Raw genomic sequence first — 21348 nt, 5'->3', positions numbered from 1 at the left:
TTGGCAAAGCCTCAGGTGGTGCGCCGCCAGCGATGGAAGTCCTGATCGATCAGCAGCATGTCGCGGTCGAGCTCGTGCACGTTCCTGCGCCCGCAGAGCGCCATGGTGGTGTCGAGCTCTTTCCGGATGGTGTCGAGCGCGGTGGTCACGCCCTGCTTGCCCATCGCGCCCAGCCCGTAGATGAAGGCGCGGCCGATATAGGTGCCGCGCGCGCCGAGGGCGAGCGCCTTGAGAACGTCCTGACCCGAGCGGATGCCGCTGTCGAGGTGGATTTCCACCTTGTCGCCCACGGCCTCGACGATCTCGGGCAAAACCCGGATCGAGCTGAGCGCGCCGTCCAGCTGGCGGCCGCCGTGGTTCGACACGACGATGGCGTCACAGCCGACCTCGGCCGCCTTCTTCGCGTCCTCGGCGTCCAGGATGCCCTTGAGGATCAGCGGGCCGCCCCACATCTCCTTGATTTTCGCGACCTTGCCCCAGTCGAGGCTGGGGTCGAACTGTTCGGCCGTCCAGGCCATCAGCGACGACGCGTCGCCGACGCCCTCGGCGTGGCCGACGATGTTGCGGAACTGGCGGCGGGGCGTGCGCAGCATCTCCATCCCCCAGCCCCACTTCGTGGCGAGGTTGGCGATGTTGGCAGGTGTCAACTTCGGCGGGGCAGACAGCCCGTTCTTGAGGTCCTTGTGCCGCTGCCCGAGGATCTGCAGGTCGAGCGTGAGGACCAGAGCCGAGCAGCCGGCGTCCTTGGCACGCTGGATGATGCGGCGGGTGAAGTCCTGGTCGCGCATCACGTAGAGCTGGAACCAGAACGGCTTGGTCGTCTTCTCGGCCACGTCCTCGATCGAGCATATGGACATGGTGGAAAGCGTGAAGGGCACGCCGTATTCCTCGGCCGCCTGCGCCGCAAGGATCTCTCCGTCGGCGTGCTGCATGCCGGTCATGCCCACGGGGGCGAGCGCGACCGGAAGCGAAACGTCCTGCCCGATCATGGTCGAGGCGGTGGAGCGGTTGTCCATGTCCACGGCCACCCGCTGGCGCAGGCGGATCAGGTCGAAGTCGCTTTCGTTTTCGCGAAACGTCTGTTCGGTCCAACTGCCCGACTCGCAATAGTCGTAGAACATCTTCGGCACCCGGCGCTGGTAGATGCGGCGAAGGTCCTCGATCTCGGTAATTACGGGCATGGGCGGTCCATTCTTGCACGGCAATTGGTAAAAGATGGTTACCAATGGCCGCTCAGCCTCGCAATGCGGCATTTGCCGTGGCGGAACGGCCGGACCGGCGGGGCGTTGGCCGGGATGCGGCAGAGGGGCGGTTCGTGAACATCATCTATGTCGGGTTCCTGGCCAGCCTTGCCGCCGGGCTGATGACGGGCGTGGGCGCGATGCCGATCCTGGCCGGCCGCACCATGTCGCGCAGGGCCAACGACGCGCTGCTGGGCTTCGCGGCAGGCGTGATGCTGTCGGCGTCGTTCTTCTCGCTGATCCTGCCGGGCATCGACGAGGCCGAGGCGCAGCACGGCAACACCGTCGCCGCAGCCTTCATCGCCGCGGGCGGCGTGGTGTTGGGCGTCATCGCCATTGCAGCGTTGAACGAGGCGCTGCCGCACGAGCATTTCGTCACCGGCCGTGAGGGCCGGGAAAGCGCGGCGCTGGCGCGTATCTGGCTGTTCATCCTGGCGATCACGATCCACAACTTTCCCGAGGGGCTGGCCGTGGGCGTCGGCTTCGGCTCGGGCGACGTGGCGCAGGGTATCCCGCTGGCCACCGGCATCGGCCTCCAGAATGCGCCCGAGGGGCTGGCGGTGGCGGTGGCGCTGCGGGGGCAGGGCTATGGCCGGTGGCACGCCTTTCTCATCGCCGCCGCGACTGGGCTGGTCGAGCCGGTGGGCGGTGCGCTGGGAGTGGCGGCGCTTCAGGTGTCGGAGCTGTTGCTGCCCTGGGGCCTGACCTTCGCGGCGGGCGCGATGCTTTATATCATCAGCCACGAGATCATCCCCGAGACGCACAAGCACGGGCACCAGAACTGGGCCACGACCGGCCTGACGGCGGGCCTGATCCTGATGATGATCCTGGACGTCACGCTGGGGTGACGCCGCCGAATTTTCGACAAAAATCCGGACGGGCAAATCTTCGACGAGGATTTGCTTTCGGGCGTCAGGCGCGGTGGGCGCCGTCGGCGAGGCCCTTCACGAAGTCGAGGATCTCGGGCACCGGGCGGCCTTCGGCGATCTTGCTGACGATGGCCGAGCCCACGACCGCGCCGTCGGCGACGCCGGCGATGGCCTCGGACGCTGCGGGCGTCTTGATGCCGAAGCCCACGACGATGGGAAGGTCGGTCTGCGCCTTGATGCGCGTGACCTCGGGGCCGACATCGGCGGCTTGCGCCTCGGCCGCACCGGTGATCCCGGTGATCGAGACGTAGTAGACGAAGCCGCTGGTGTTCTGCAGCACCTTGGGCAGGCGCTTGTCGTCCGTCGTGGGCGTGGCGAGGCGGATGAAGTTCAGGTCCGCCTCCTGCGCCGGGATGCAAAGCTCGTCGTCTTCCTCGGGCGGCAGGTCCACCACGATCAGACCGTCGATCCCGGCCTCCTTGGCGTCGGACAGGAACTTCGCCACGCCCCGGCTGTAGATCGGGTTGTAGTAACCCATCATCACGATCGGCGTCGTGTCGTCCTGCTTGCGGAACTCGCGGGCCATGTCGAGGGTCTTCTGCAGGGTCTGCCCGCCCTCAAGCGCGCGCTGCCCGGCAAGCTGGATCGTCGGGCCGTCGGCCATCGGGTCGGTGAAGGGCTGGCCCAGCTCGATGATGTCGACGCCGGCGGCCGGCAGGCCCTTCACGATCTCGAGCGAGGTGTCGTAATCGGGATCGCCCGCCATGACGTAGGCGACGAACGCCTTGCGCCCCTCGGATTTCAGCCGCGCGAAGGTGTCGTCGATGCGTGTCATGGCTCACTCCGTCCCCGAACCGGGCGAGGTGTGCCGCAGCGCGAGGCGGAAATCAATGCCGCCGCGCGGAAAGTGCGGGCGAGGTATACCGTAAGGCCACGCGCGACCCTATCTGATCGGGCATGAATTACGTACTCGCTCTCTTCCTGCCGCCGCTGTCGATCCTTCTGGCCGGGCGGCCGATCGTCGCCATCGTCACTTTCCTGATCTGGATCCCGGCGATCCTGATCTCGGGCGGGCTGAGCCACCCGATGTTCATCCTGCTGGCCTGGGTGCTGATCTACCAGGCGCGCCAGGACCGCCGGGTGCAGTGACCTCAGGCCGCCGCGCCCTCGTTCGGCGCGTCGGTCATCACCATCCAGCTGATGCCGAACCGGTCGTTGAGCATGCCGAAGCCCGGCGACCAGAACGTGGGCTCGAAGGCCATGCGGACCTCGCCGCGCTCGGCCAGCGCATCGTAGACGCGCCGCGCTTCGTCCACCGTGGGGAACGACACGGCGACCGAGCAGCCGGACATCGCGGAGCTTTTGCACGAGGGGTCGTCGCTGGCGTAAAGCCAGCCGTCGCCCATTTTCAGCGCGGCGTGCATCACTGCGTCGCCGGGCATGTCTGGCATCCCGCTGCGCCCGCCGTCGGGCATCTGGTCGAAGGTCATGATCTCGGGCGTGCCGCCGAAGATGCCGGCATATGTGCGCATCGCCTCGGCACAGGTGCTTTTGAAGAAAAGATAGGGAATCGGTTGCATCGCGTCCTCCCGCGCTGGTCCCGCATCGAAGGATGCCATCGGGCGGCGCGGCGACAAAGCGGCGCTTGCGAACGGGCGGTGCACTGCCTAGGTAGGCGCGGCATTTCAAGGAGGACGCGCGCATGGGCTTCAAGATGGGGATCGTCGGGCTGCCGAACGTCGGCAAGTCCACGCTGTTCAACGCGCTGACGCGCACCGCCGAGGCGCAGGCGGCGAACTTTCCCTTCTGCACGATCGAGCCCAACGTGGGCGAGGTGGCGGTGCCGGACACGCGGCTCGACACGCTGGCCGGGATCGCCAAGTCGAAGCAGATTATCCCCACGCGGATGACCTTCGTCGACATCGCCGGGCTGGTGAAGGGCGCGTCCAAGGGCGAGGGGCTGGGCAACCAGTTCTTGGCCAACATCCGCGAATGCGACGCCATCGCCCAGGTGTTGCGCTGCTTCGAGGACGACGACGTTACCCACGTCGAGGGCCGCGTCGATCCGGTGGCCGACGCCGACACGATCGAAACCGAGCTGATGCTTGCCGACCTCGAATCGATCGAGCGGCGGCTTCAGAACCTCGTGCGCAAGGTGCGCGGCGGCGACAAGGAGGCGATCCAGCAGGAGCGTCTGCTGAAAGCCGCGCAGGCCGCGCTGGAAGAGGGCAGGCCCGCCCGCACGGTCGAGGTGTCCGAGGACGACGCCAAGGCATGGCGGATGCTGCAACTGCTGACGACCAAGCCCATCCTCTATGTCTGCAACGTCGCCGAGGACGAGGCCGCCACCGGCAACGCCCAGTCCGAGCGGGTGCGCGAGATGGCCGAGGCGCAGGGCGCGGGCACGGTTGTGATCTCGGCCAAGATCGAGGAGGAGATCAGCCAGCTCGACCGCGAAGAGGCCGAGATGTTCCTGTCGGAGCTGGGGCTGGAGGAAGCTGGCCTCGACCGGCTGATCAAGGCGGGCTACGAGCTGCTGGGCCTTCAGACCTATTTCACCGTGGGTCCGAAGGAAGCGCGCGCCTGGACGATCCCCTACGGCACGCTGGCGCCCCAGGCGGCGGGGGTGATCCACGGCGACTTCGAGCGCGGCTTCATTCGCGCCGAGACCATCGCCTATGATGATTTCGTCGAACTCGGTGGCGAGCAGGGGGCGAAGGATGCCGGCAAGATGCGCGTAGAGGGGAAGTCGTACGAGGTGAAGGACGGCGACGTCCTGCACTTCCTGTTCAACGCCTGAATCGCGCGCCTTCGGCGCAAGACATTGCGTTGCGCCGGGCTGACGCCCGGCGCGGTGCCTCCGGCGGGGATATTTCCAGACCAGAGATGGTGGGGCTCCCGGTCAGGCGGCGCGGAGTTCCTCGAGATGCGCCTGTGCGGCGGCGAGGTCGGCGCGGAAGAGGTCGGTTTCCTTGGCCTTCCGCGCGGCGTCGGGGATGCGCAGGATGTAGGAAGGGTGGACGGTCAGGAAGACGGGGCCATGTTCCGTTTCCTCGACATGGCCGCGGCGCTTGAGAATGCCCTTGCGGGTGCCGGTGAGCGTTTCCGCCGCCGTGCCGCCCATCGACAGGATCAGCGTCGGCTTCACCAGCTTGATCTCGGCGTCGAGCCACCAGCGGCCGTGCTCGATATCGCTGCGGTCGGGTGATTGGTGGATGCGGCGCTTGCCGCGCTGGACGTAGCGGAACTGCTTCACGGCGTTGGTGACGTAGGCGGCCTTGCGGTCGAGCCCCGCCTCCTCGGCCACATTGTCGAAGAGCTGGCCCGAGGGGCCGACGAAGGGCCGCCCCTCGCGGTCCTCGACGTCGCCGGGCTGTTCGCCCACGACCATCAGCGGCGCGTCGTGCGGCCCCTCGCCCAGCACGACCCGGCCATAGCCGTCGCGGGCGGTGCGGGTCTCGTCCTCGGCCTTGCGGCGCAGGTCGTTGAAGGTCAGCTCCATGGGGCGGAGAACGCCGGGCGCGTGCAGGCGTTCCCGGATACGCCCGGCGCGCAGGGGCGGCAGCGTCGGCGCGGCCTCCTGCATTGCGCGGGCGCGGGATTCGGCCTGCGCGATGAGGCCGGGAATGGCCGCGGCCTCGGGCATGTTCTTCCAGTATTTCTTTGGCATCTCGGCCTGCATCGCCTTCACCTTCAGGCGCGCCGGGTTGAAGATCGAGCGGAAGTAGGTGGTCCAGAGGTCCTCGGTCGCGTCCTCGGGAAGCAGCGGCTTGGGCTGGCCGGGGGCGAAGCTGATCTCGCCCCTTTCGAAGCAGGCGGTGCGGCGGGGCGTCACGATCAGCCAGTCCATGTCGCCGAAGCGGCGGGCGAAGAACGGGGCGAGCGGCTCGGTGACGTTGTGCGAGGGCTCGAACCAGGCGGCGAAGCGGCGGCGGGGCGCGTCGGGGGCACCGATTTCGCGGAAGCGCAGGAACGCCTTCATCTTGTGCTTGTCGCGGTTCACCTCCTTCTCCATCGCGCGCAGCTTGGCAAGCGCGGCGTCGCCCCGGTCGTGGATCAGGACGGGGCGGTCGCGCAGGCGCCAGAGGAATGCGTAAAGGCGGGCGAAGCGTTCGGGGTCGCTGTGCCAGGCGACCGTTTCGGCGAGATCGACGAACGACTTCGGAACGTTGAAGGACACGGACGCCTGCCGCCGAGCGCACGTGCGGGCTGCCCCGTCCGCTTCGCGTCCCTGTCCGGTCGCCTGGAACAGGTCAGTCTGCTCCGGTGCGCCGCAAGTCCACTGGACGTCTTCCGGCGGCACGCTCTCGGCCACCAACGCCCGCGCGGCGTCGCGCCAGGCGCGGGCGGTGTCGAGGTCGGGCAGGGCGACCGTGCGCATCAGAACAGCGACAACTGCTCGGGCGGCGGTGCGAAGCGGGCGCGCAGGTCCGGCGTGTCGGTCAGCGCGCCGGGCGACCAGCCCGCGAGCGTCACGAAGGGCCGCGCCTTCTTCATCAGCGCACCCATGCGAGACAGGTCCTCGTAGCGCAGGGTGCGGTGGCGGCGGGTCGTCAGGATGCGGTTCACCGTTTTCGTCCCGAAGCCGGGGACCCGCAGCAGCATCTCGCGCTCGGCCCGGTTCACGTCGACCGGGAACAGGTGGCGGTTGGCGAGCGCCCAGGCGAGCTTTGGGTCGATGTCGAGCGCGAGGTTGCCGTCGGGCGTGGCGGCCGTGATCTCTTCGACCGCGAAGCCGTAGAACCGCAGCAGCCAGTCGGCCTGGTAGAGGCGGTGTTCCCGCTCCAGCGGCGGGCGGATCAGGGGAAGCTTGGCCGTTGCGTCGGGGATGGGCGAGAAGGCGGAGTAGTAGACGCGCTTTAGCCCGAAGCCGGTGTAAAGCCGCGTGGACTGGCCAAGGATCGTGGCATCGGTCGCGCCGTCCGCGCCGACGATGACCTGCGTCGACTGCCCCGCGGGGGCGAAGCGGGCGGGCCGCTTGCCGGTATGCGAGCGGTCGCGCGACGCCTCGCGCTTCTGCCGGACCTCCGACATCGCCTTGCGGATCGTGACGGGGTTCTTCTCGGGCGCGTAGGATTTCACGCTGGCGTCGGTGGGCAGCTCGACGTTGATCGACAGGCGGTCGGCGTAGAGCCCGGCCTGCTCAAGCAGCTCCGGCGCGGCGTCGGGGATTGTCTTTAGGTGGATATAGCCGCGGAAGCCGTGCTCCTCCCGCAGCGTCTTCGCGATGCGCACCATGTCGGCCATGGTGGCGTCGGGCGACCGGATGATGCCGGACGACAGGAACAAGCCTTCGATGTAGTTGCGGCGATAGAATTCGAGCGTGAGGTGCACGACCTCTTCGGGCGAGAAGCGGGCGCGGCGGACGTTCGACGAGACGCGGTTCACGCAATAGGCGCAGTCGTAGATGCAGAAGTTCGTCATCAGGATCTTCAGCAAGCTGATGCAGCGACCGTCGGGGGCGTAGGCATGGCAGATGCCCGAGCCCTCGGTGGAGCCCAAGCCCTTGCCGTCGCGCGAGTCGCGCCTGGCCGTCCCGCTCGAGGCGCAGGAGGCGTCGTATTTCGCGGCGTCCGAGAGGATCGCGAGCTTGTCCTGAAGCGAGAGTCGTCCCATGGCGTTCATGGTATGTTCACGAACCGGGTGCGACAAGGGGATGCGACATTCGTGCCGGTCACGCCGGCGTGGGAACAGCAGGCGAAGAAGGATCAGGTGGGTGAGCGCGGCCCGGGGGCACGGGCCGGCGCTCGTCCGGCGCTTTTGGCAGAGCGCGGCGGGCCAGCCGCAGATCGTCTGACAACGGGTGCCTTACCGCGCTTTCAGGACGGATGGGACGAATGTGCCGCCAAGGCGCCTGGCCGATCAGCGTCGGCCAAGCGCGCCCCGTTCAGCCCGTCGCCCGCCTGTCGCGCCGTTCGTCCTCCTCCCCGTCCACCGCCGCGAGGTCGGCGAGGATCGGGCAGTCTGGCCGGTGATCTCCGGCGCAGGCGTCCACGAGGTGGGCGAGCGTCGAGCGCATGTCCTGCAATTCCGAGATCTTGCGATCGATGCTCTCCAGGTGCTGCTCGGCCAGCCGCTTGACGTCGGCGCTGGCGCGCTCCTGATCCTCGTACATCGCCAGAAGATTGCGGCACTCCTCGATGCTGAACCCGAGCGAGCGGGCGCGTCCGAGAAAGTTCAGCTTGTGCAGGTCGCTGTCGCGAAACCGGCGGTAACCGTTGGGGCCGCGCAGCGGAGAGACCAGGCCGATCTCCTCGTAGTAGCGGATGGTCTTGGCGGGCAGGCCCGACAGGCTGGCGACGTCTCCGATGTTCATGGCTCTCTCCTCATTCCGCCGGGGCCGGGTGCGGGGCAGGGAAGGCGCGGGGCGCCTCCCTCTCGTCCATGGCGGGGCGCACGCGGCGCAGGCGCAGGGCGTTGGACAGGACGAAGACCGACGAAAGCGCCATTGCGCCCGCCGCCAGCACGGGCGACAGCAGCACGCCGAGCGCCGGGAACAGCACGCCCGCCGCCACCGGGATCAGCGCCGTGTTGTAGCCGAAGGCCCAGAACAGGTTCTGCTTGATGTTGCGCATGGTGCGGGTCGAAACCTCGACCGCGTTGACCACGCCCCGCAGGTCGCCCGACATCAGCACCACGTCGGCGCTCTCGATCGCCACGTCGGTGCCTGTGCCGATGGCGATGCCCACGTCGGCATGGGCGAGCGCGGGGGCGTCATTGATGCCGTCGCCGACGAAGGCGAGCTTCTCGCCGTCTGCGCGCAGCTCGTCCAGCGCGGCCACCTTGCCGTCGGGCAGGACACCGGCCACCACGTGGTCGATGCCGGTCTCGCGCGCGATGGCCTCGGCCGTCTCCTGCTTGTCACCGGTGATCATGGCGACCTTGAGCCCGAGGTCGTGCAAAGCGGCGATGGCGGCGCGGCTTGCGGGCTTCACCGGGTCGGCGACGGCGATCAGCGCGGCGGCCTTGCCATCGATGGCAGCGAAAAGCGCGGTGCGCCCGGCGCGGGCCAGCTTCGACTCGGCCTCGCTCAGCGCCGAGGTGTCGATGCCGTCGCGCTGCATCAGGCGGTCGGCGCCGACCAGCACGTCGCGGCCGCCCACACGGGCCTGCACGCCGTACCCGGTGATCGAGGTAAACGTCTCGACCTCGGGCAGCGTGGCGCGTTCGGCGCGGGCGGCGCGGACGATGGCCTCGGCGATCGGGTGCTCCGAGCGATCCTCGACGGCGGCGACGAGGCCCAGCACCTCGGCACGCTCGAAGCCCTCGGCGGGGACGAGGTCGGTGAGCTCGGGCCGGCCCTCGGTCAAGGTGCCGGTCTTGTCGAGCGCCACGACCTGGACGTGAGACAGCTCCTGCAGGGCGTCGCCCTTGCGGAACAGCACGCCCATCTCGGCCGCCCGCCCGGTGCCGACCATGATCGAGGTCGGCGTGGCGAGGCCCATGGCGCAGGGGCAGGCGATGATCAGGACCGAGACGCCCGCCACCAGCGCATACCCGAGCGCGGGGGAGGGGCCGAAGGCCAGCCAGGCGAGGATAGTTGCAAGTGCAACCATCATCACGACGGGGACGAACCACAGCGTGATGCGGTCCACGAGACCCTGGATGGGCAGCTTGGCGCCCTGCGCTTCCTCGACCATGCGGATGATCTGGGCAAGCGTGGTGTCGCCGCCCACGCGGGTTGCGCGGAAGCGGAAGCCGCCCGCGCCGTTCACGGTGCCGCCGGTCACGGCATCGCCCTGTGCCTTCGCCACCGGCACCGGCTCACCCGTGATCATGCTCTCGTCCACGTGGCTGGTGCCGTCGATCACCTCGCCGTCCACGGCCACGCGTTCACCGGGACGCACCACCAGCACATCGCCGATCGCGATCTCCTCGATGGGCAGCTCGACCGTCTCGCCGTTCCGCTCCACGCGGGCGGTCTTGGCCTGCATGCCCAGGAGCTTCTGGATCGCGGCGCCGGTGCGGCCCTTGGCGCGCGCCTCCATGAAGCGGCCGAGCAGGATGAGGACGACGATCACCGCCGCAGCCTCGTAATACACCGCGCGGGTGCCCTCGGGCAGCAGAGACGGCGCGAAGGTGGCGACGACCGAGAACAGGTAGGCGGCGGCGGTGCCGAGCGCGACGAGGCTGTTCATGTCGGGCGCGCCGCGGAAGAGGTTGGGGAACCCCTTGGCATAGAACCGGCGGCCGGGGCCGGCGAGCACGGCAGTGGTCAGCGCGAACTGGAGAAGCCAGCTCGCCTCGTGCCCGATCGTGCTGCCGATCAGGCCGTGCATGCCGGGGATCGTGTGGCTGCCCATCTCCAGCAGAAAGACGGGCAGGGCGAGCCCGGCGGCGATGATGGTGTCGCGCTTGAGAACCCGCGCCTCGGCGTCCTTGCGGGCGGCGGCGGTTTCGGGTGCGCTGGTTTCGGCGACGGTGGCGGGATAGCCCATGTCGGCGGAGGCCTTCTGAAGGTCCGCCACGCTGACCGCCCCTTCGAGGTAGGTGACGGTCGCCGTTTCGGCCGCGAGGTTCACTGTCGCCTCGAGCACGCCGGGCACGGCGGCCAGTGCCTTGTCGACGCGTCCCACGCAGGATGCGCAGGACATGCCTTCGACGTTGAACGTCACCTTCTGGGTGCGTGCGGGGTAGCCCGTGTCGCGCAGCGTCTCGGCCAGCCCCTGCGGCGTGGCCGGGGCGTCGAAGCGGACCTCCGCCGTCTCGCTCGCCAGGTTCACCGCAACGTCACGGACCCCCGGCACCTGCCGCAGCGCCTTGTCGACGCGTCCCACGCATGACGCGCAGGACATGCCCTCGACGTTCAGGCGGATGTTCTTGTCGGTCATCTCGACCCTCCGAATCCAATGCTGCCGCCGATATGGGGCTTCCAGCGACTGGAAGGTCAAGATGTTCCTTCACGCCTTCGCGAGGGCTCAGCCCTCGAGGATTTTCCGCCGCGCCTCGTAGTCCTCGACGTCGATCTCGCCGCGGGCCAGACGCTCCTTCAGCGTGTCGAGGGGCGAGGGCTTGCGGCCGAGCGGCTGGCCGCCCCCGTCGCCCAGCCAGCGGATGGCGAGGACGATCAGGACGGCGAGACCGCCCCAGAACAGGATCATCATGCCGAAGCCCATGAGGCCGAAGCCCCAGCCGTCCATGTGATGATAGTAGCCGTCGTTGTAGGGCTGCGCGATGGCGGGCGCGGCAAGCAGGGTGAGCGGCGCGGCGATGCGTGCGATGCGTGAGGACATGGGGTGCTCCTTCTTGTGCGGCGGGTGCGCCTTTGACTGCTGATTAGACGCGGGCGCGGCGCGGCGCCTTGATGCAGGTCAACGAGTTTAGGAGGTGCATGCTGTGACGGTGCCACGTCTGCCAGAGACCTGTGCCGCGCTCTCGGCTTGCACGCCCGGGCCAGCGGCCCGGGCAGCGCCCGCCCGCCCCCCAGGCGGGCGCTTCCGCGCCCACCACGGGCGGCCGCTGCCCTCTGTCGGCACACCATTCAAATGCTCCGCGGGCTTCCGCTTCCGTCGCGCCTCTCTCCGTCCACCCCATTGGCGGCGGCCCCGCACCCCGCTACTCTCCCTCTCCCTCTCCCCATCTCCCGAGAATCCCGGACCCCCCATGCCCCAGGACACCACCAGACGCATCGCCCAGACCATCGCGGCCGAGATCGGCGCGCGCCCCGACCAGGTGGCCGCGGCGGCGGCGCTGCTCGACGGCGGGGCGACCGTGCCCTTCGTCGCGCGATACCGGAAAGAGGCGACGGGCGGGCTGGACGACAGCCAGCTGCGCACCCTGTCCGACCGGCTGAGCTACCTGCGCGAGATGGAGGCGCGGCGGGCGACGATCCTCGACACCATCCGCGAGCAGGGGAACCTGACGGACGAGCTGGAGGGCAAGATCGCAGATGCCACCAGCAAGACCGAACTCGAGGACCTCTATCTGCCGTTCCGCCCCAAGCGGCGCACCAAGGCGATGATCGCGCGCGAGAACGGGCTGGAGCCGCTGGCCGACGCCATTCTGTCCGATCGAGGGGCGGAGCCGAAGGCGCTGGCCGAGGGCTACGTCACCGACGCCGTGCCGGACGTGAAGGCCGCGCTGAACGGGGCGCGCGACATCATCGCCGAGCGGCTGACCGAGGATGCCGACCTGATCGGACGGCTGCGGACGTTCCTGCAGAAGAACGCGCTGATGAGCGCGCGCGTGGTCGAGGGGCAGGAGGAGAAGGGCGCGAAGTTCTCGGACTACTTCGCCCATTCCGAACGCTGGGCCGACGTGCCGAGCCACCGCGCGCTCGCCATGATGCGGGGCAGCAACGAGGGGGTGCTGAGCCTGGATATCGGGCCCGAGCAGGCCGAGGGGCTGCCGCGGGTCGAGGGTATGATCCGCGCGGCACTGGACGTGCAGGGCGAGCGGCCGGGTGACCTCTGGCTCGCGGACGTCGCGCGCTGGACGTGGCGGGTGAAGCTGAGCCTTTCGATGATGATGGACCTGATGGGCCAACTGCGCCAACGGGCGCAGGAAGAGGCGATCCGCGTCTTCGCCCGCAACCTCAAGGACCTGCTGCTGGCCGCGCCGGCGGGGGCGCGGGCGACGATGGGCCTCGACCCCGGCGTGCGGACGGGCGTGAAGGTCGCTGTGGTGGACGCGACGGGGAAGGTGCTGGACACGGACACGGTCTATCCCTTCCAGCCGAAGAACGATGTGCGCGGGGCGCAGGCGACGCTGGCGGGGCTGATCCGCAAGCACGGCGTCGAGCTGATCGCCATCGGAAACGGCACGGCGAGCCGCGAGACCGAGAAGCTGGTGGGCGAGGTGCTGGCGGCGCTGCCTGCGCCCAAGCCGACCAAGGTGATCGTGTCCGAGGCCGGGGCCTCGGTCTACTCGGCCTCGGAACTGGCGGCGCGGGAGTTTCCGGGGCTGGACGTCTCCTTGCGCGGCGCGGTCTCGATCGCGCGGCGGCTGCAGGACCCGCTGGCCGAGCTGGTGAAGATCGAGCCGAAGGCGATCGGCGTGGGCCAGTACCAGCACGACGTGGACCAGTATCAGCTGGGCCGGTCGCTGGATGCGGTGGTCGAGGACGCGGTGAACGCGGTGGGCGTGGACCTGAACATGGCGTCGGCCCCGCTGCTGGCGCGGGTGTCGGGTGTGGGGCCGTCACTGGCCGAGGCCATCGTCGCGCACCGCAACGCCAACGGGGCGTTCCGCAGCCGCAAGGAGTTGCTGAAGGTGTCGCGCCTCGGGCCCCGTGCGTTCGAGCAGTGCGCCGGCTTCCTGCGTATCCGCGACGGGGCCGAACCGCTCGACGCCTCGGCGGTCCACCCCGAGGCCTATGGCGTGGCGCGGCGCATCGTGAAGGCTTGCGGACGCGACCTGCGCACGCTGATGGGCGACGAGGCGGCGCTGAAGTCGGTCGATCCGCGCGACTTCGTGGACGACAGCTTCGGTCTGCCGACCGTGCGGGACATCCTCTCGGAGCTCGCCAAGCCGGGCCGCGACCCACGCCCGGCTTTCGTGACGGCCAAGTTCGCGGAGGGCGTCGAGGACATCAAGGATCTCAAGCCGGGGATGCGGCTCGAGGGGACGGTGACGAACGTGGCGGCCTTCGGCGCCTTCGTGGACATCGGCGTGCACCAGGACGGGCTGGTGCACGTGTCGCAACTGGCCGACCGCTTCGTGAAGGACCCGCACGAGGTGGTGAAGGCCGGCGACGTGGTGACGGTGCGCGTGACCGAGGTGGACGTGGCCCGGAAGCGGATCGGCCTGTCGATGAAGAAGCAACGGGACGAGGCGCCCGCGAAGGCGGCCCGGGACGGCGGCCCGAAGCGCGGGGGCGTCAAGCCCGCGCGGGGCAAGCCGCAGCGCGAGGAGACGGGCGGCGGTGCCATGGCCGCCGCATTGCGCGACGCCCTGCACAAGCGCTGAGCGGGCCAAGAACGGTGAGGGGCGGTTCCATGCGTATCGTGCAGGGCCGCCCTTCGCATTTGGCGCTGCACTGCGGCGGAAGGTGCCCCTAGCTTAGCGGACAGGGAGGAAACCACACCTGCAACCGCATGAGGTTTCCAAATGGCTTTCGCACGTTTCCGCTCCACCGCCCGCCCCTCCGCCGGGGGCCGCACGCGCGGTTATCTCGAGCGCCTCGCGCGCACCGACCAGATCGATGCGCTGAACGCCAAGTCAGACGACGAACTGGCCCGCATGGGGCTCAAGCGCGACGACATTCCACGTCACGTCTTCCGCGACGCGATCTGGCTCTAGGTCAAAGCGCCGCGGCGGACCGCGCGAAGCGACGCGCCTGGTCGGGCGCGGTGCCCAGTTGCGCGGCGGGGGTGCAGAGCGCCGCCCAGTCGCGCCCGGGATGGTCGCGGGTCATCAGGTCGGGCAGGGGCGTGCGCGTTTCCAGCGCCTCGCCACACAGCGCCTTGACCGACGCCTGCGCGTCGGGGCGCGGCATGTGGGCGGCCAGCGCGAAGGACAGCGCCTCGGCATATATCAGGCCGAGCCCATCGTCGATGTGCGCCGCCATCCGGTCGGCATCGGGCGACAGCCCCTTCGACACCTCCACCGCCAGCGTAGTGGCGCGGCCCGTGGCGAAGCACATCTGCGGCAGGGTGAGCCACTCGGTGAACCACGCGGCTCCGTCACGCTGCTGGCGGTGCACGACCGCCCCCTGCACCGCGGCGTTCAGCGCCGCCGTCAGGCGCGCCAGCGCCACCAGCAGGGACGGCCCCACCGGGTTCTGCTTCTGCGGCATGGTCGACGAGCCGCCGGTCGAGGCCAGCCGGACCTCGGCGATGCCGCTCTGCGTCATCAGGAGCAGGTCCTCTCCCATCTTCCCCAGCGAGGCCGTCACCTGCGTCATCCACGCGCCCAGTTCTCCCACCGTGTCGCGGGTGGCGTGCCACGAGGTGCCCGGGTCGCGCAGGTCCAGCGCCTCGGCCATTCGGGTCCGCACCTCGGGACCCTTCTCGCCCATCACCGACAGAGTGCCCGCCGCCCCCGAAAGGCTGACGCACAGCAGCCTCGGGCGCATCTGCTCAAGCCGGTCGAGGTGGCGGATCAGCGGCATCCCCCAGCTCGCCACCAGCGCGCCGAAGCTCGTGGGGCTGGCGATCTGGCCATAGGTCCGGCCCGGCATCGGCGTCTCGGCATGCGCCTCGGCCAGCGTGCCGAGCGCGCGCACCGTCTCGCGCAGCCTGTCCTCCCACAGCGCCAGGACCTGCCGAAGGCGCAGGATCTGCGCCGTCTCCATGATGTCCTGGCTGGTCGCGCCCCAGTGGACGAATTGCGCGTGCTCTGGCGCCTGCATCTCGCTCCGGAACGCCTTGACCAGCGCCGGGACCGTCACGGCGCTGCGCCCGGTCTCGCCCGCCAGCGCGGCCGGGTCCACCTGCACCTCCAGGCTCGCCCGGTGAATGGCGGCGGCGGCCGTTTCGGGGATCAGCCCGACCGCGCCCTGCGCCTTGGCAAGCGCCCCCTCGACCAGCAGCATCGCCCGGACCTCGGCGGAATCCGTGAACAGCCTGGCCGTCTCGGCGTCGTGCAGAAGATTGCGATAGATCGCGCTGTCGAAGGGGGTCGCGGGCATCAGGCGGGCATCCTCAGGCCGAGGATCTCGCGCGCCTGCTGCCAGGTGGCGACGGGACGCTCGAACTTCTCGCACAACTCGGCCGCGCGCTTCACCAGCGCCGCGTTCGACGGCGCGAGCGTGTCACGGTCGAGCCGCACGTTGTCCTCGAGTCCGGTGCGCGTGTGCCCGCCCTTCGAGATGCACCACTCGTTGACCTTGAGCTGGTTCGCCCCGATCCCTGCGCCGCACCACTGCGCGTCGGGGGCCAGCCGCTTCAGCGTCTCGATGTAGAAGTCGAAGATCGGCTCGTCGGCGGGCATCGCGTTCTTCACGCCCATCACGAACTGGACGTAGAGCGGCCCCTTCAGTCGCCCGTCCTGCTCCATCCGCGTGGCCTGCACGATGTGGGACAGGTCGAAGGCCTCGATCTCGGGCTTCACGTCGTGCTTCAGCATCTCGGAGGCCAGCCAGTCCACCAGATCAGGCGGGTTCTCGTAGACGCGGGTGGGAAAGTTGTTCGACCCCACGGACAAAGAGGCCATGTCGGGCCGCAGCGGCAGCATTCCGCCGCGCTCCTTTCCAGCGCCCGAGCGGCCGCCGGTCGAAAGCTGCACGATCATGCCGGGGCAGTGCTTTCCCAGCCCCTCCTTCAGTCGCGCGAACCGCTCGGGGTCCGAGGTGGGCGTCTGGTCGTCGTTGCGGACGTGGCAGTGCGCGATGGAAGCGCCGGCCTCGAACGCGTCGTGCGTGGACTCGATCTGCTCCTCGACCGTGATCGGCACGGCGGGGTTGTTCTCTTTGCGGGGAAGCGAGCCGGTGATGGCGACGCAGATGATGCAGGGGTTTGTCATGGTCTCTCGGCGATCTGGAAAAGGATCTCGGCTAGCTTACCGGGCTGCGAGAAGAATGGCGAATGCGAGGCGTACATCTCGAAGACGTCCTCGGCCGGCCAGTCCTCGGTCATGGTGCGCTGGTATTCCGGCGGGATGGTGCGGTCGTCGTTGCATATGATGTAGCTGCGCGGCACCGACGGCGCGCGGTTCAGTGCCAGCGGCGTCGCCTGCGGCAGGATGGCCTGCGGGCACAGGCGCTGCCCGGCGTACTCGACCGCCTCGGCCGGACAGTCGTGATAGAAGACGTCGGGCGCCTGCGCCGGGTCTATGGTGAAGCTCTTCCCGCCGGCGGATTTCACGACGGCCTTCATCAGCGGCTGGCGCGGCGCCTCGAGCCGCAGGTCCACCAGCGACTTGCCGGGCCTCGGCACATAGGCGCAGAGGTAGACGAGCCGCGCGATCTTCTCCGGCGCGAGTTCCGCCGCGGCGGTTATCGGAAAGCCCGCCATGGAATGACCGACGACGATGGTCGGGCCCTCCAGGGCCTCGACGATGGCACGAGCGTAAAGGTCGAGCGTGACCTCCTCCACCGGCGTCACGTCGTGACCGTGGGACGGCAGATCGATGGCGCGCGCGGCATGGCCGCGCGCGTTCAGACGGGGCAGCACGTCGCGCCAGCACCAGGCACCGTGGCACGACCCGTGGATCAGCAGGAAATTTGCCATTCAGACGTCGAAGAAGATCGTCTCGTTTTCCCCCTGGAGGTGGATGTCGAAGCGATAGGCGTTCTCGCCTTCGGGCTTCGCCATCAGCGTCGGCACCCGGTTCTGGTGCTCGATCCGCGACAGGATCGGGTCTTCCTTGTTCGCCGCGTCCTCGTCGGCGAAATACATCCGGGTGTGCAGGCCCATGTTGATCCCCCGCGCCACGATCCAGAAGGTAACATGCGGTGCCATCAGCCGGCCGTCGCGGAAGGGGACGCGCCCGGGCTTCACCGTCCGGAACGTGAACTCGCCGGTGTCCATGTCGCCGGGCGAGCGGCCAAAGCCGGTGAAGTTGGGATCGGCCTTCCCGCGGGTCTCGTTGACCGAGTTGTAGAGCCCTTCGGCGTCGGCCTGCCAGACCTCGATCAGCGCGTCGCGCAAAGGCGTGCCGGTGCCGTCGAAGACGGTGCCGCGGATCGTGATCTCCTGCCCCTTCACGTCGCCCAGGATCATCTTCGAGCCCAGGTCGTGCGGATACACGCCGCCGATCTCGCAGAAGTTGGGCGTGCAGCCGATGTGCACGTAGGGGCCCGCGGTCTGCGACGGGGTTTCCTTGTAACGGTCGAGCTGGCGGATCATCACAGGCCCTCCATCCGATTTTCAAAGAGCGTCTGGCGGCGTCCGCGCAGCACGATGTCGAAGCGGTAGGCGCGGGCGTCCATCGGGATCGTCGCGCCCATGTCGAGCTTGGCGACCAGCGTCTCGATCGCCTCTTTCGTCGGGATAGTCTTGACGATCGGGCACTGCCAGATCATCGGGTCGCCCTCGAAATAGAACTGCGAGATCAGGCGCTGCGCGAATGCGTGGCCGAAGATCGAGAAGTGGATATGCGCCGGGCGCCAGTCGTTGGGACCGTTGGGCCACGGATAGGGGCCGGGCTGGATGGTGCGGAATTCGAACCAGCCGTTTTCGTCGGTGATCGTGCGCCCGCAGCCGCCGAAGTTGGGATCGAGCGGGGCGAGATAGCCTTCCTTCTTGTGGCGATAGCGCCCGCCGGCGTTGGCCTGCCACACCTCGATCAGCGTGTTCGGCACCGGGCGGCCCATCTCGTCGATCACGCGGCCATAGACCACGATGCGCGGCCCGATGGCGCCCGCCGGGTCGCTGGCGAAGTTGTGGATCAGGTCGTTGTCGAGCGGCCCGAGCGTGTCGTTGCCGAAGACCGGGCTCGTCTCTTCGCTGAGCGTGGTGGCGAAGGACAAAGGCGCGCGCTGCGGGCTGCGCGTGACCGAGGTCTTGTAGAGCGGCGTCAGCGCCGGCGCATGCCACGAGCGGTCGCGCATGAAGTAGCTGTTGCCAACGTTGTCGCGCTGGCCGCCCGGGGTCTGGCCGGGGGCGGACTTCTTTTCGCGGAAGGCGGCGTTCGGTTCGCCGCCGACGCGCTTGTCATCGGCAGGGGCGGTCATTTCTCGGCCTCCATGGCTGCGTATGTCTCCTTGGCGATCTTGATGGCGTGGTTCGCGCGCGGCACCCCGGCATAGACGGCGACGTGCATCAGCGCCTCGATCACGTCGTCCTTGCTGGCACCGGTGTTGGCGGTGGCGCGGATGTGCATCGCCACTTCCTCGAAGTTCCCCAGCGCAGCGAGCAGTGCGATGGTCAGCATCGAGCGTTCGCGCGGCGTGATCTTGTCCGACGACCACACGGTGCCCCAGGCGCCCTCGGTGATCATCGTCTGGAACGGTTCGTCGAACGCGGTCTTGTTCGCCTCGGCCCGGTCCACGTGCGCATCGCCCAGCGTCCGGCGGCGGGTGGCCATGCCCTGATCGTAACGGTCGGTCATGCGGAGACTCCGTTGCGGGTGTAACTGTTGTGGATGTAACTTTTTAGGGTGAAGCTCATCCGCCCGGGTCGCCAAGCGGCCCGGGCAGCGCCCGCCCGCCCCCAATGCGGGCGCTTCCGCGCCCACCACGGGCGGTCGCTGCCCTCTGTTGAGCAGGCATCAAACATGCCCGATCTCCTTCAGGAAGCCGGTCAGCAGCGCCGCGTATTCCTCGGGCTTCTCGACGCAGGGCAGGTGGCCCGCGCCGCGGATCAGCTCGAACCGCGCGCCCTTCACCAGCTCCGCCGTCTCGCGCACGAGATCCGGCGGGGTGGAGCCGTCCTCGCTCCCCGCGATGGCGAGCGTGGGCAGGGTGAGCTGCGCCGTCGCGGCCAGCATGTCGGTCCCGGCGATGGCGGCCGAGCAGCCGGCATAGCCCTCGACCGGCTGCCGGACGAGCATGTTGCGCCAGGCGGCGAAGGCGTCGGTTTCGCGGAAGGGCCTGGCGAACCAGCGTTCGAGAACCGCGTCCGCCAGAGCCTCGATCCCGCCCTTGCGCACGCCGTCGATCCGCTCCTGCCACATCTCGGGCGTGCCGATCTTGGCCGCGGTGTTCGAGATCACCATGCCGCGCACCAGGTCCAGCCGCTTCACCGCCAGCCCCTGCGCGATCATCCCGCCGATCGACAGGCCGACGAACACGCACTCCTTCACGCCCAGATGGTCCAGAAGCCGCTCGGCATCCGTCACCAGCGCACCCATCGAGTAGGGGCCCGGCGGGCAGTCGGACAGGCCGTGCCCGCGCTTGTCGTAGCGGATCAGGCGCAGGCCGCCGGGCAGATGCGGCAGCACGTCGTCCCACAGCCGCAGGTCGGTCCCCAGAGAGTTGGAGAAGACGACGGGCGCGCCGGAGGGATCGCCGTCGTCGCGGTAATGGATCTTCACGTCACCGAGGTCGGCGATCTTCATGGCGTCCTCCTCAGAACGGCAGCCCGACGTAGTTCTCGGCCAGCGCGGTCTGCGCGGCCTCGGAGCTTTCCAGATAGGCGAGGTCGGATTCCTGCATGCGCTGGTCGAACGGGCTCTGGTCGGGGAAGCGGTGCAGCATGGTCGTCAGCTGCCACGAGAACCTCTCGGATTTCCAGACCCGGGCGAGGGCGCGTTCGGAATACGTCTCGACCCCGTGGTCGTCGCGGTCGTTGTAATGCGACTTCAGCGCCTCGTTGAGGTAGTGCACGTCGCCCATCGCGAGGTTGAGGCCCTTCGCACCGGTCGGCGGCACGATATGCGCGGCGTCGCCCACCAGGAACAGCCGGCCCCAGCGCATCGGCTCGGCCACGAAAGACCGCAGCGGCGCGATGGACTTCTCGATCGACGGGCCGGTGACCAGCGCGTCAGCGGCATCCTCGGGGATGCGGCGCTTCAGCTCGTCCCAGAACGCCTGATCGGTCCATTTCTCGAGCGGATCGTCCACCGGCGCCTGCACGTAGTAGCGGCTGAGGTTCTCGTTCCGCATCGAGCAGAGCGCGAAGCCGCGTTCGTGGTTGGCATAGATCAGCTCGTGGCTGACGGGGGGCGTTTCCGACAGGATGCCGAGCCAGCCGAAGGGATACACCCGCTCGTATTCGCGCAGCACGCTGTCGGGGATGCTTTTCCGGCTGGGGCCGTGGTAGCCGTCGCAGCCCGCGACCCAGTCGCAGTCGATCCGGTGCTCGGTGCCGTCCTTGGTGTAGGTCACGTAGGGCGCGCCGCTGTCGAGGTCGTGGAGCGTGACGCCCTCGGCCTCGTGGATGACCGTGCCGCCCATCTCGTCGCGGGCGTGGTAGAGATCGGCTGTCACCTCGGTCTGGCCATAGACCATGACCTGCTTGCCCACGCGTTCCTTGAAGTCGATGCGGAAGCCGCGGTTCTGCGCCGCCAGGTACGTGCCGGTGTGGACATAGCCCTCGCGGTGCATGCGCGCGCCCACGCCGGCCTGGTCCAGAAGCTCGACCGAGCCCCATTCCAGCACGCCGGCGCGGATGCGGCCCAGCACGTAGTCGCGCGAGCGGCGCTCGAGCACGACCGTGTCGATGCCGGCCCTGTGCAGGAGCTGGCTGAGCAGCAGGCCGGACGGGCCGCCGCCGATGATACACACCTGTGTCCGCATGATCTCCTCCGTTGCCGAACAATGCGCCATGGTAGTTGGCAGTGTCAACTATTCCGGCTGCGGGTACGCGAAAGCGCGCCCCGGGCGCAAGGGGCCCCGACATGATGCGCGCGCGGGGCAAAGATCGGAAGGGCGAAGTCGGGTGGAGAGGCCGGCAGGAGGGCTGTCTGCCCCCCGC

The 21348-nt window shown here is 68.9% G+C and carries 21 protein-coding genes; 5 read left to right on the top strand and 16 right to left on the bottom strand.

The features are described from left to right. Window positions 1–11: 11 nt before the first annotated feature. Complete coding sequence (locus BM162_RS01220) at window positions 12–1181, bottom strand: alpha-hydroxy acid oxidase (RefSeq protein WP_093416606.1); 1170 nt, start codon at window positions 1179–1181, stop codon at window positions 12–14. A gap of 182 nt (window positions 1182–1363) precedes the next feature. On the opposite strand from BM162_RS01220, the gene BM162_RS01215 reads away from it, so the two are divergent. After that, a complete protein-coding gene (locus BM162_RS01215) occupies window positions 1364–2089 on the top strand; it encodes a ZIP family metal transporter (protein ID WP_093417738.1) in 726 nt (241 codons plus the stop codon). A gap of 64 nt (window positions 2090–2153) precedes the next feature. Here the strand turns inward: BM162_RS01215 and trpA are convergent, their stop codons facing one another. Then, window positions 2154–2945: a tryptophan synthase subunit alpha gene (gene trpA, locus BM162_RS01210; protein ID WP_093416605.1), complete on the bottom strand. Its 792-nt coding sequence runs from the start codon at window positions 2943–2945 to the stop codon at window positions 2154–2156. 122 nt (window positions 2946–3067) lie between these two features. Between trpA and BM162_RS01205 the strand changes: the two genes are divergently transcribed. Then, window positions 3068–3259: a hypothetical protein gene (locus BM162_RS01205; protein ID WP_093416602.1), complete on the top strand. Its 192-nt coding sequence runs from the start codon at window positions 3068–3070 to the stop codon at window positions 3257–3259. 2 nt (window positions 3260–3261) lie between these two features. Here the strand turns inward: BM162_RS01205 and BM162_RS01200 are convergent, their stop codons facing one another. Further along, window positions 3262–3690 (bottom strand): VOC family protein, encoded by a 429-nt coding sequence (locus tag BM162_RS01200; RefSeq protein WP_093416600.1) that lies wholly within the window; start codon window positions 3688–3690, stop codon window positions 3262–3264. A 122-nt stretch (window positions 3691–3812) separates the two neighbouring features. Here BM162_RS01200 and ychF point away from each other — a divergent pair, with 122 nt between their 5' ends. Beyond that, window positions 3813–4910 (top strand): redox-regulated ATPase YchF, encoded by a 1098-nt coding sequence (ychF, locus tag BM162_RS01195; RefSeq protein WP_093416598.1) that lies wholly within the window; start codon window positions 3813–3815, stop codon window positions 4908–4910. Window positions 4911–5012: 102 nt separating this feature from the next. Here the strand turns inward: ychF and BM162_RS01190 are convergent, their stop codons facing one another. The 5 genes from BM162_RS01190 to BM162_RS01170 all read right to left on the bottom strand — a co-directional run bounded on the left by BM162_RS01190 (window position 5013) and on the right by BM162_RS01170 (window position 11343). Beyond that, window positions 5013–6491, bottom strand: a complete 1479-nt coding sequence (locus BM162_RS01190) for a UdgX family uracil-DNA binding protein (protein ID WP_093416596.1) — start codon at window positions 6489–6491, stop codon at window positions 5013–5015. Next, window positions 6491–7726, bottom strand: coding sequence for a putative DNA modification/repair radical SAM protein (locus BM162_RS01185; protein ID WP_093416594.1), 1236 nt, complete (start codon window positions 7724–7726; stop codon window positions 6491–6493). The genes BM162_RS01190 and BM162_RS01185 overlap by 1 nt, the downstream gene beginning before the upstream one ends. A 271-nt stretch (window positions 7727–7997) precedes the next feature. Next, a complete protein-coding gene (gene cueR / locus BM162_RS01180) occupies window positions 7998–8426 on the bottom strand; it encodes a Cu(I)-responsive transcriptional regulator (RefSeq protein WP_093416591.1) in 429 nt (142 codons plus the stop codon). A gap of 10 nt (window positions 8427–8436) precedes the next feature. Then, complete coding sequence (locus tag BM162_RS01175) at window positions 8437–10941, bottom strand: heavy metal translocating P-type ATPase (RefSeq protein ID WP_093417736.1); 2505 nt, start codon at window positions 10939–10941, stop codon at window positions 8437–8439. A gap of 87 nt (window positions 10942–11028) precedes the next feature. Further along, on the bottom strand, window positions 11029–11343 hold the full coding sequence (locus BM162_RS01170; RefSeq protein ID WP_093416589.1) for an SHOCT domain-containing protein: 315 nt from the start codon (window positions 11341–11343) through the stop codon (window positions 11029–11031). 370 nt (window positions 11344–11713) lie between these two features. Here BM162_RS01170 and BM162_RS01165 point away from each other — a divergent pair, with 370 nt between their 5' ends. Together BM162_RS01165 and BM162_RS01160 are read left to right on the top strand one after the other, a co-directional pair. Continuing rightward, on the top strand, window positions 11714–14017 hold the full coding sequence (locus tag BM162_RS01165; RefSeq protein ID WP_093416586.1) for a Tex family protein: 2304 nt from the start codon (window positions 11714–11716) through the stop codon (window positions 14015–14017). 141 nt (window positions 14018–14158) lie between these two features. After that, window positions 14159–14350 (top strand): hypothetical protein, encoded by a 192-nt coding sequence (locus BM162_RS01160; RefSeq protein WP_093416584.1) that lies wholly within the window; start codon window positions 14159–14161, stop codon window positions 14348–14350. A 1-nt stretch (window position 14351) separates the two neighbouring features. Here the strand turns inward: BM162_RS01160 and BM162_RS01155 are convergent, their stop codons facing one another. The 8 genes from BM162_RS01155 to pobA form a co-directional block, all read right to left on the bottom strand. Further along, the gene (locus BM162_RS01155; protein ID WP_093416581.1) at window positions 14352–15680 is read right to left on the bottom strand and encodes a class-II fumarase/aspartase family protein; all 1329 of its coding nucleotides are present in this window, start codon (window positions 15678–15680) and stop codon (window positions 14352–14354) included. Beyond that, window positions 15680–16513, bottom strand: coding sequence for a 3-oxoadipate:acetyl-CoA acetyltransferase (locus BM162_RS01150; RefSeq protein WP_093416578.1), 834 nt, complete (start codon window positions 16511–16513; stop codon window positions 15680–15682). Before BM162_RS01150 ends, BM162_RS01155 begins: the two co-directional genes overlap by 1 nt. Then, on the bottom strand, window positions 16510–17220 hold the full coding sequence (locus BM162_RS01145; protein WP_093416576.1) for an alpha/beta fold hydrolase: 711 nt from the start codon (window positions 17218–17220) through the stop codon (window positions 16510–16512). Before BM162_RS01145 ends, BM162_RS01150 begins: the two co-directional genes overlap by 4 nt. Beyond that, window positions 17221–17838, bottom strand: coding sequence for a protocatechuate 3,4-dioxygenase subunit alpha (pcaG, locus tag BM162_RS01140; protein WP_093416573.1), 618 nt, complete (start codon window positions 17836–17838; stop codon window positions 17221–17223). Beyond that, entirely contained in the window at window positions 17838–18542 is a 705-nt protein-coding gene (gene pcaH / locus BM162_RS01135; protein ID WP_093417733.1) for a protocatechuate 3,4-dioxygenase subunit beta, read from the bottom strand. The genes pcaG and pcaH overlap by 1 nt, the downstream gene beginning before the upstream one ends. 119 nt (window positions 18543–18661) lie before the next feature. Then, the gene (gene pcaC / locus BM162_RS01130) at window positions 18662–19042 is read right to left on the bottom strand and encodes a 4-carboxymuconolactone decarboxylase (protein ID WP_093416570.1); all 381 of its coding nucleotides are present in this window, start codon (window positions 19040–19042) and stop codon (window positions 18662–18664) included. 159 nt (window positions 19043–19201) lie between these two features. Continuing rightward, window positions 19202–19990 (bottom strand): 3-oxoadipate enol-lactonase, encoded by a 789-nt coding sequence (pcaD, locus tag BM162_RS01125; RefSeq protein ID WP_093416568.1) that lies wholly within the window; start codon window positions 19988–19990, stop codon window positions 19202–19204. Between the two features lie 10 nt (window positions 19991–20000). Then, a complete protein-coding gene (pobA, locus tag BM162_RS01120) occupies window positions 20001–21170 on the bottom strand; it encodes a 4-hydroxybenzoate 3-monooxygenase (protein ID WP_093416566.1) in 1170 nt (389 codons plus the stop codon). Window positions 21171–21348 lie beyond the last annotated feature (178 nt).

The sequence above is a fragment of the Tranquillimonas alkanivorans genome (assembly GCF_900115595.1).
Lineage (GTDB): Bacteria > Pseudomonadota > Alphaproteobacteria > Rhodobacterales > Rhodobacteraceae > Tranquillimonas > Tranquillimonas alkanivorans.
Note: the sequence above shows the minus strand (reverse complement) of the source record. Positions and strands in the feature narration are given on the sequence as shown.

Coding starts and splice junctions, on each gene's coding strand:
- BM162_RS01220 (WP_093416606.1), bottom strand. CDS start 1,181: ATGCCCGTAATTACCGAGATCGAGGACCTTCGCCGCATCTACCAGCGC.
- BM162_RS01215 (WP_093417738.1), top strand. CDS start 1,364: ATGACGGGCGTGGGCGCGATGCCGATCCTGGCCGGCCGCACCATGTCG.
- trpA (WP_093416605.1), bottom strand. CDS start 2,945: ATGACACGCATCGACGACACCTTCGCGCGGCTGAAATCCGAGGGGCGC.
- BM162_RS01205 (WP_093416602.1), top strand. CDS start 3,068: ATGAATTACGTACTCGCTCTCTTCCTGCCGCCGCTGTCGATCCTTCTG.
- BM162_RS01200 (WP_093416600.1), bottom strand. CDS start 3,690: ATGCAACCGATTCCCTATCTTTTCTTCAAAAGCACCTGTGCCGAGGCG.
- ychF (WP_093416598.1), top strand. CDS start 3,813: ATGGGCTTCAAGATGGGGATCGTCGGGCTGCCGAACGTCGGCAAGTCC.
- BM162_RS01190 (WP_093416596.1), bottom strand. CDS start 6,491: ATGCGCACGGTCGCCCTGCCCGACCTCGACACCGCCCGCGCCTGGCGC.
- BM162_RS01185 (WP_093416594.1), bottom strand. CDS start 7,726: ATGGGACGACTCTCGCTTCAGGACAAGCTCGCGATCCTCTCGGACGCC.
- cueR (WP_093416591.1), bottom strand. CDS start 8,426: ATGAACATCGGAGACGTCGCCAGCCTGTCGGGCCTGCCCGCCAAGACC.
- BM162_RS01175 (WP_093417736.1), bottom strand. CDS start 10,941: ATGACCGACAAGAACATCCGCCTGAACGTCGAGGGCATGTCCTGCGCG.
- BM162_RS01170 (WP_093416589.1), bottom strand. CDS start 11,343: ATGTCCTCACGCATCGCACGCATCGCCGCGCCGCTCACCCTGCTTGCC.
- BM162_RS01165 (WP_093416586.1), top strand. CDS start 11,714: ATGCCCCAGGACACCACCAGACGCATCGCCCAGACCATCGCGGCCGAG.
- BM162_RS01160 (WP_093416584.1), top strand. CDS start 14,159: ATGGCTTTCGCACGTTTCCGCTCCACCGCCCGCCCCTCCGCCGGGGGC.
- BM162_RS01155 (WP_093416581.1), bottom strand. CDS start 15,680: ATGCCCGCGACCCCCTTCGACAGCGCGATCTATCGCAATCTTCTGCAC.
- BM162_RS01150 (WP_093416578.1), bottom strand. CDS start 16,513: ATGACAAACCCCTGCATCATCTGCGTCGCCATCACCGGCTCGCTTCCC.
- BM162_RS01145 (WP_093416576.1), bottom strand. CDS start 17,220: ATGGCAAATTTCCTGCTGATCCACGGGTCGTGCCACGGTGCCTGGTGC.
- pcaG (WP_093416573.1), bottom strand. CDS start 17,838: ATGATCCGCCAGCTCGACCGTTACAAGGAAACCCCGTCGCAGACCGCG.
- pcaH (WP_093417733.1), bottom strand. CDS start 18,542: ATGCGCGACCGCTCGTGGCATGCGCCGGCGCTGACGCCGCTCTACAAG.
- pcaC (WP_093416570.1), bottom strand. CDS start 19,042: ATGACCGACCGTTACGATCAGGGCATGGCCACCCGCCGCCGGACGCTG.
- pcaD (WP_093416568.1), bottom strand. CDS start 19,990: ATGAAGATCGCCGACCTCGGTGACGTGAAGATCCATTACCGCGACGAC.
- pobA (WP_093416566.1), bottom strand. CDS start 21,170: ATGCGGACACAGGTGTGTATCATCGGCGGCGGCCCGTCCGGCCTGCTG.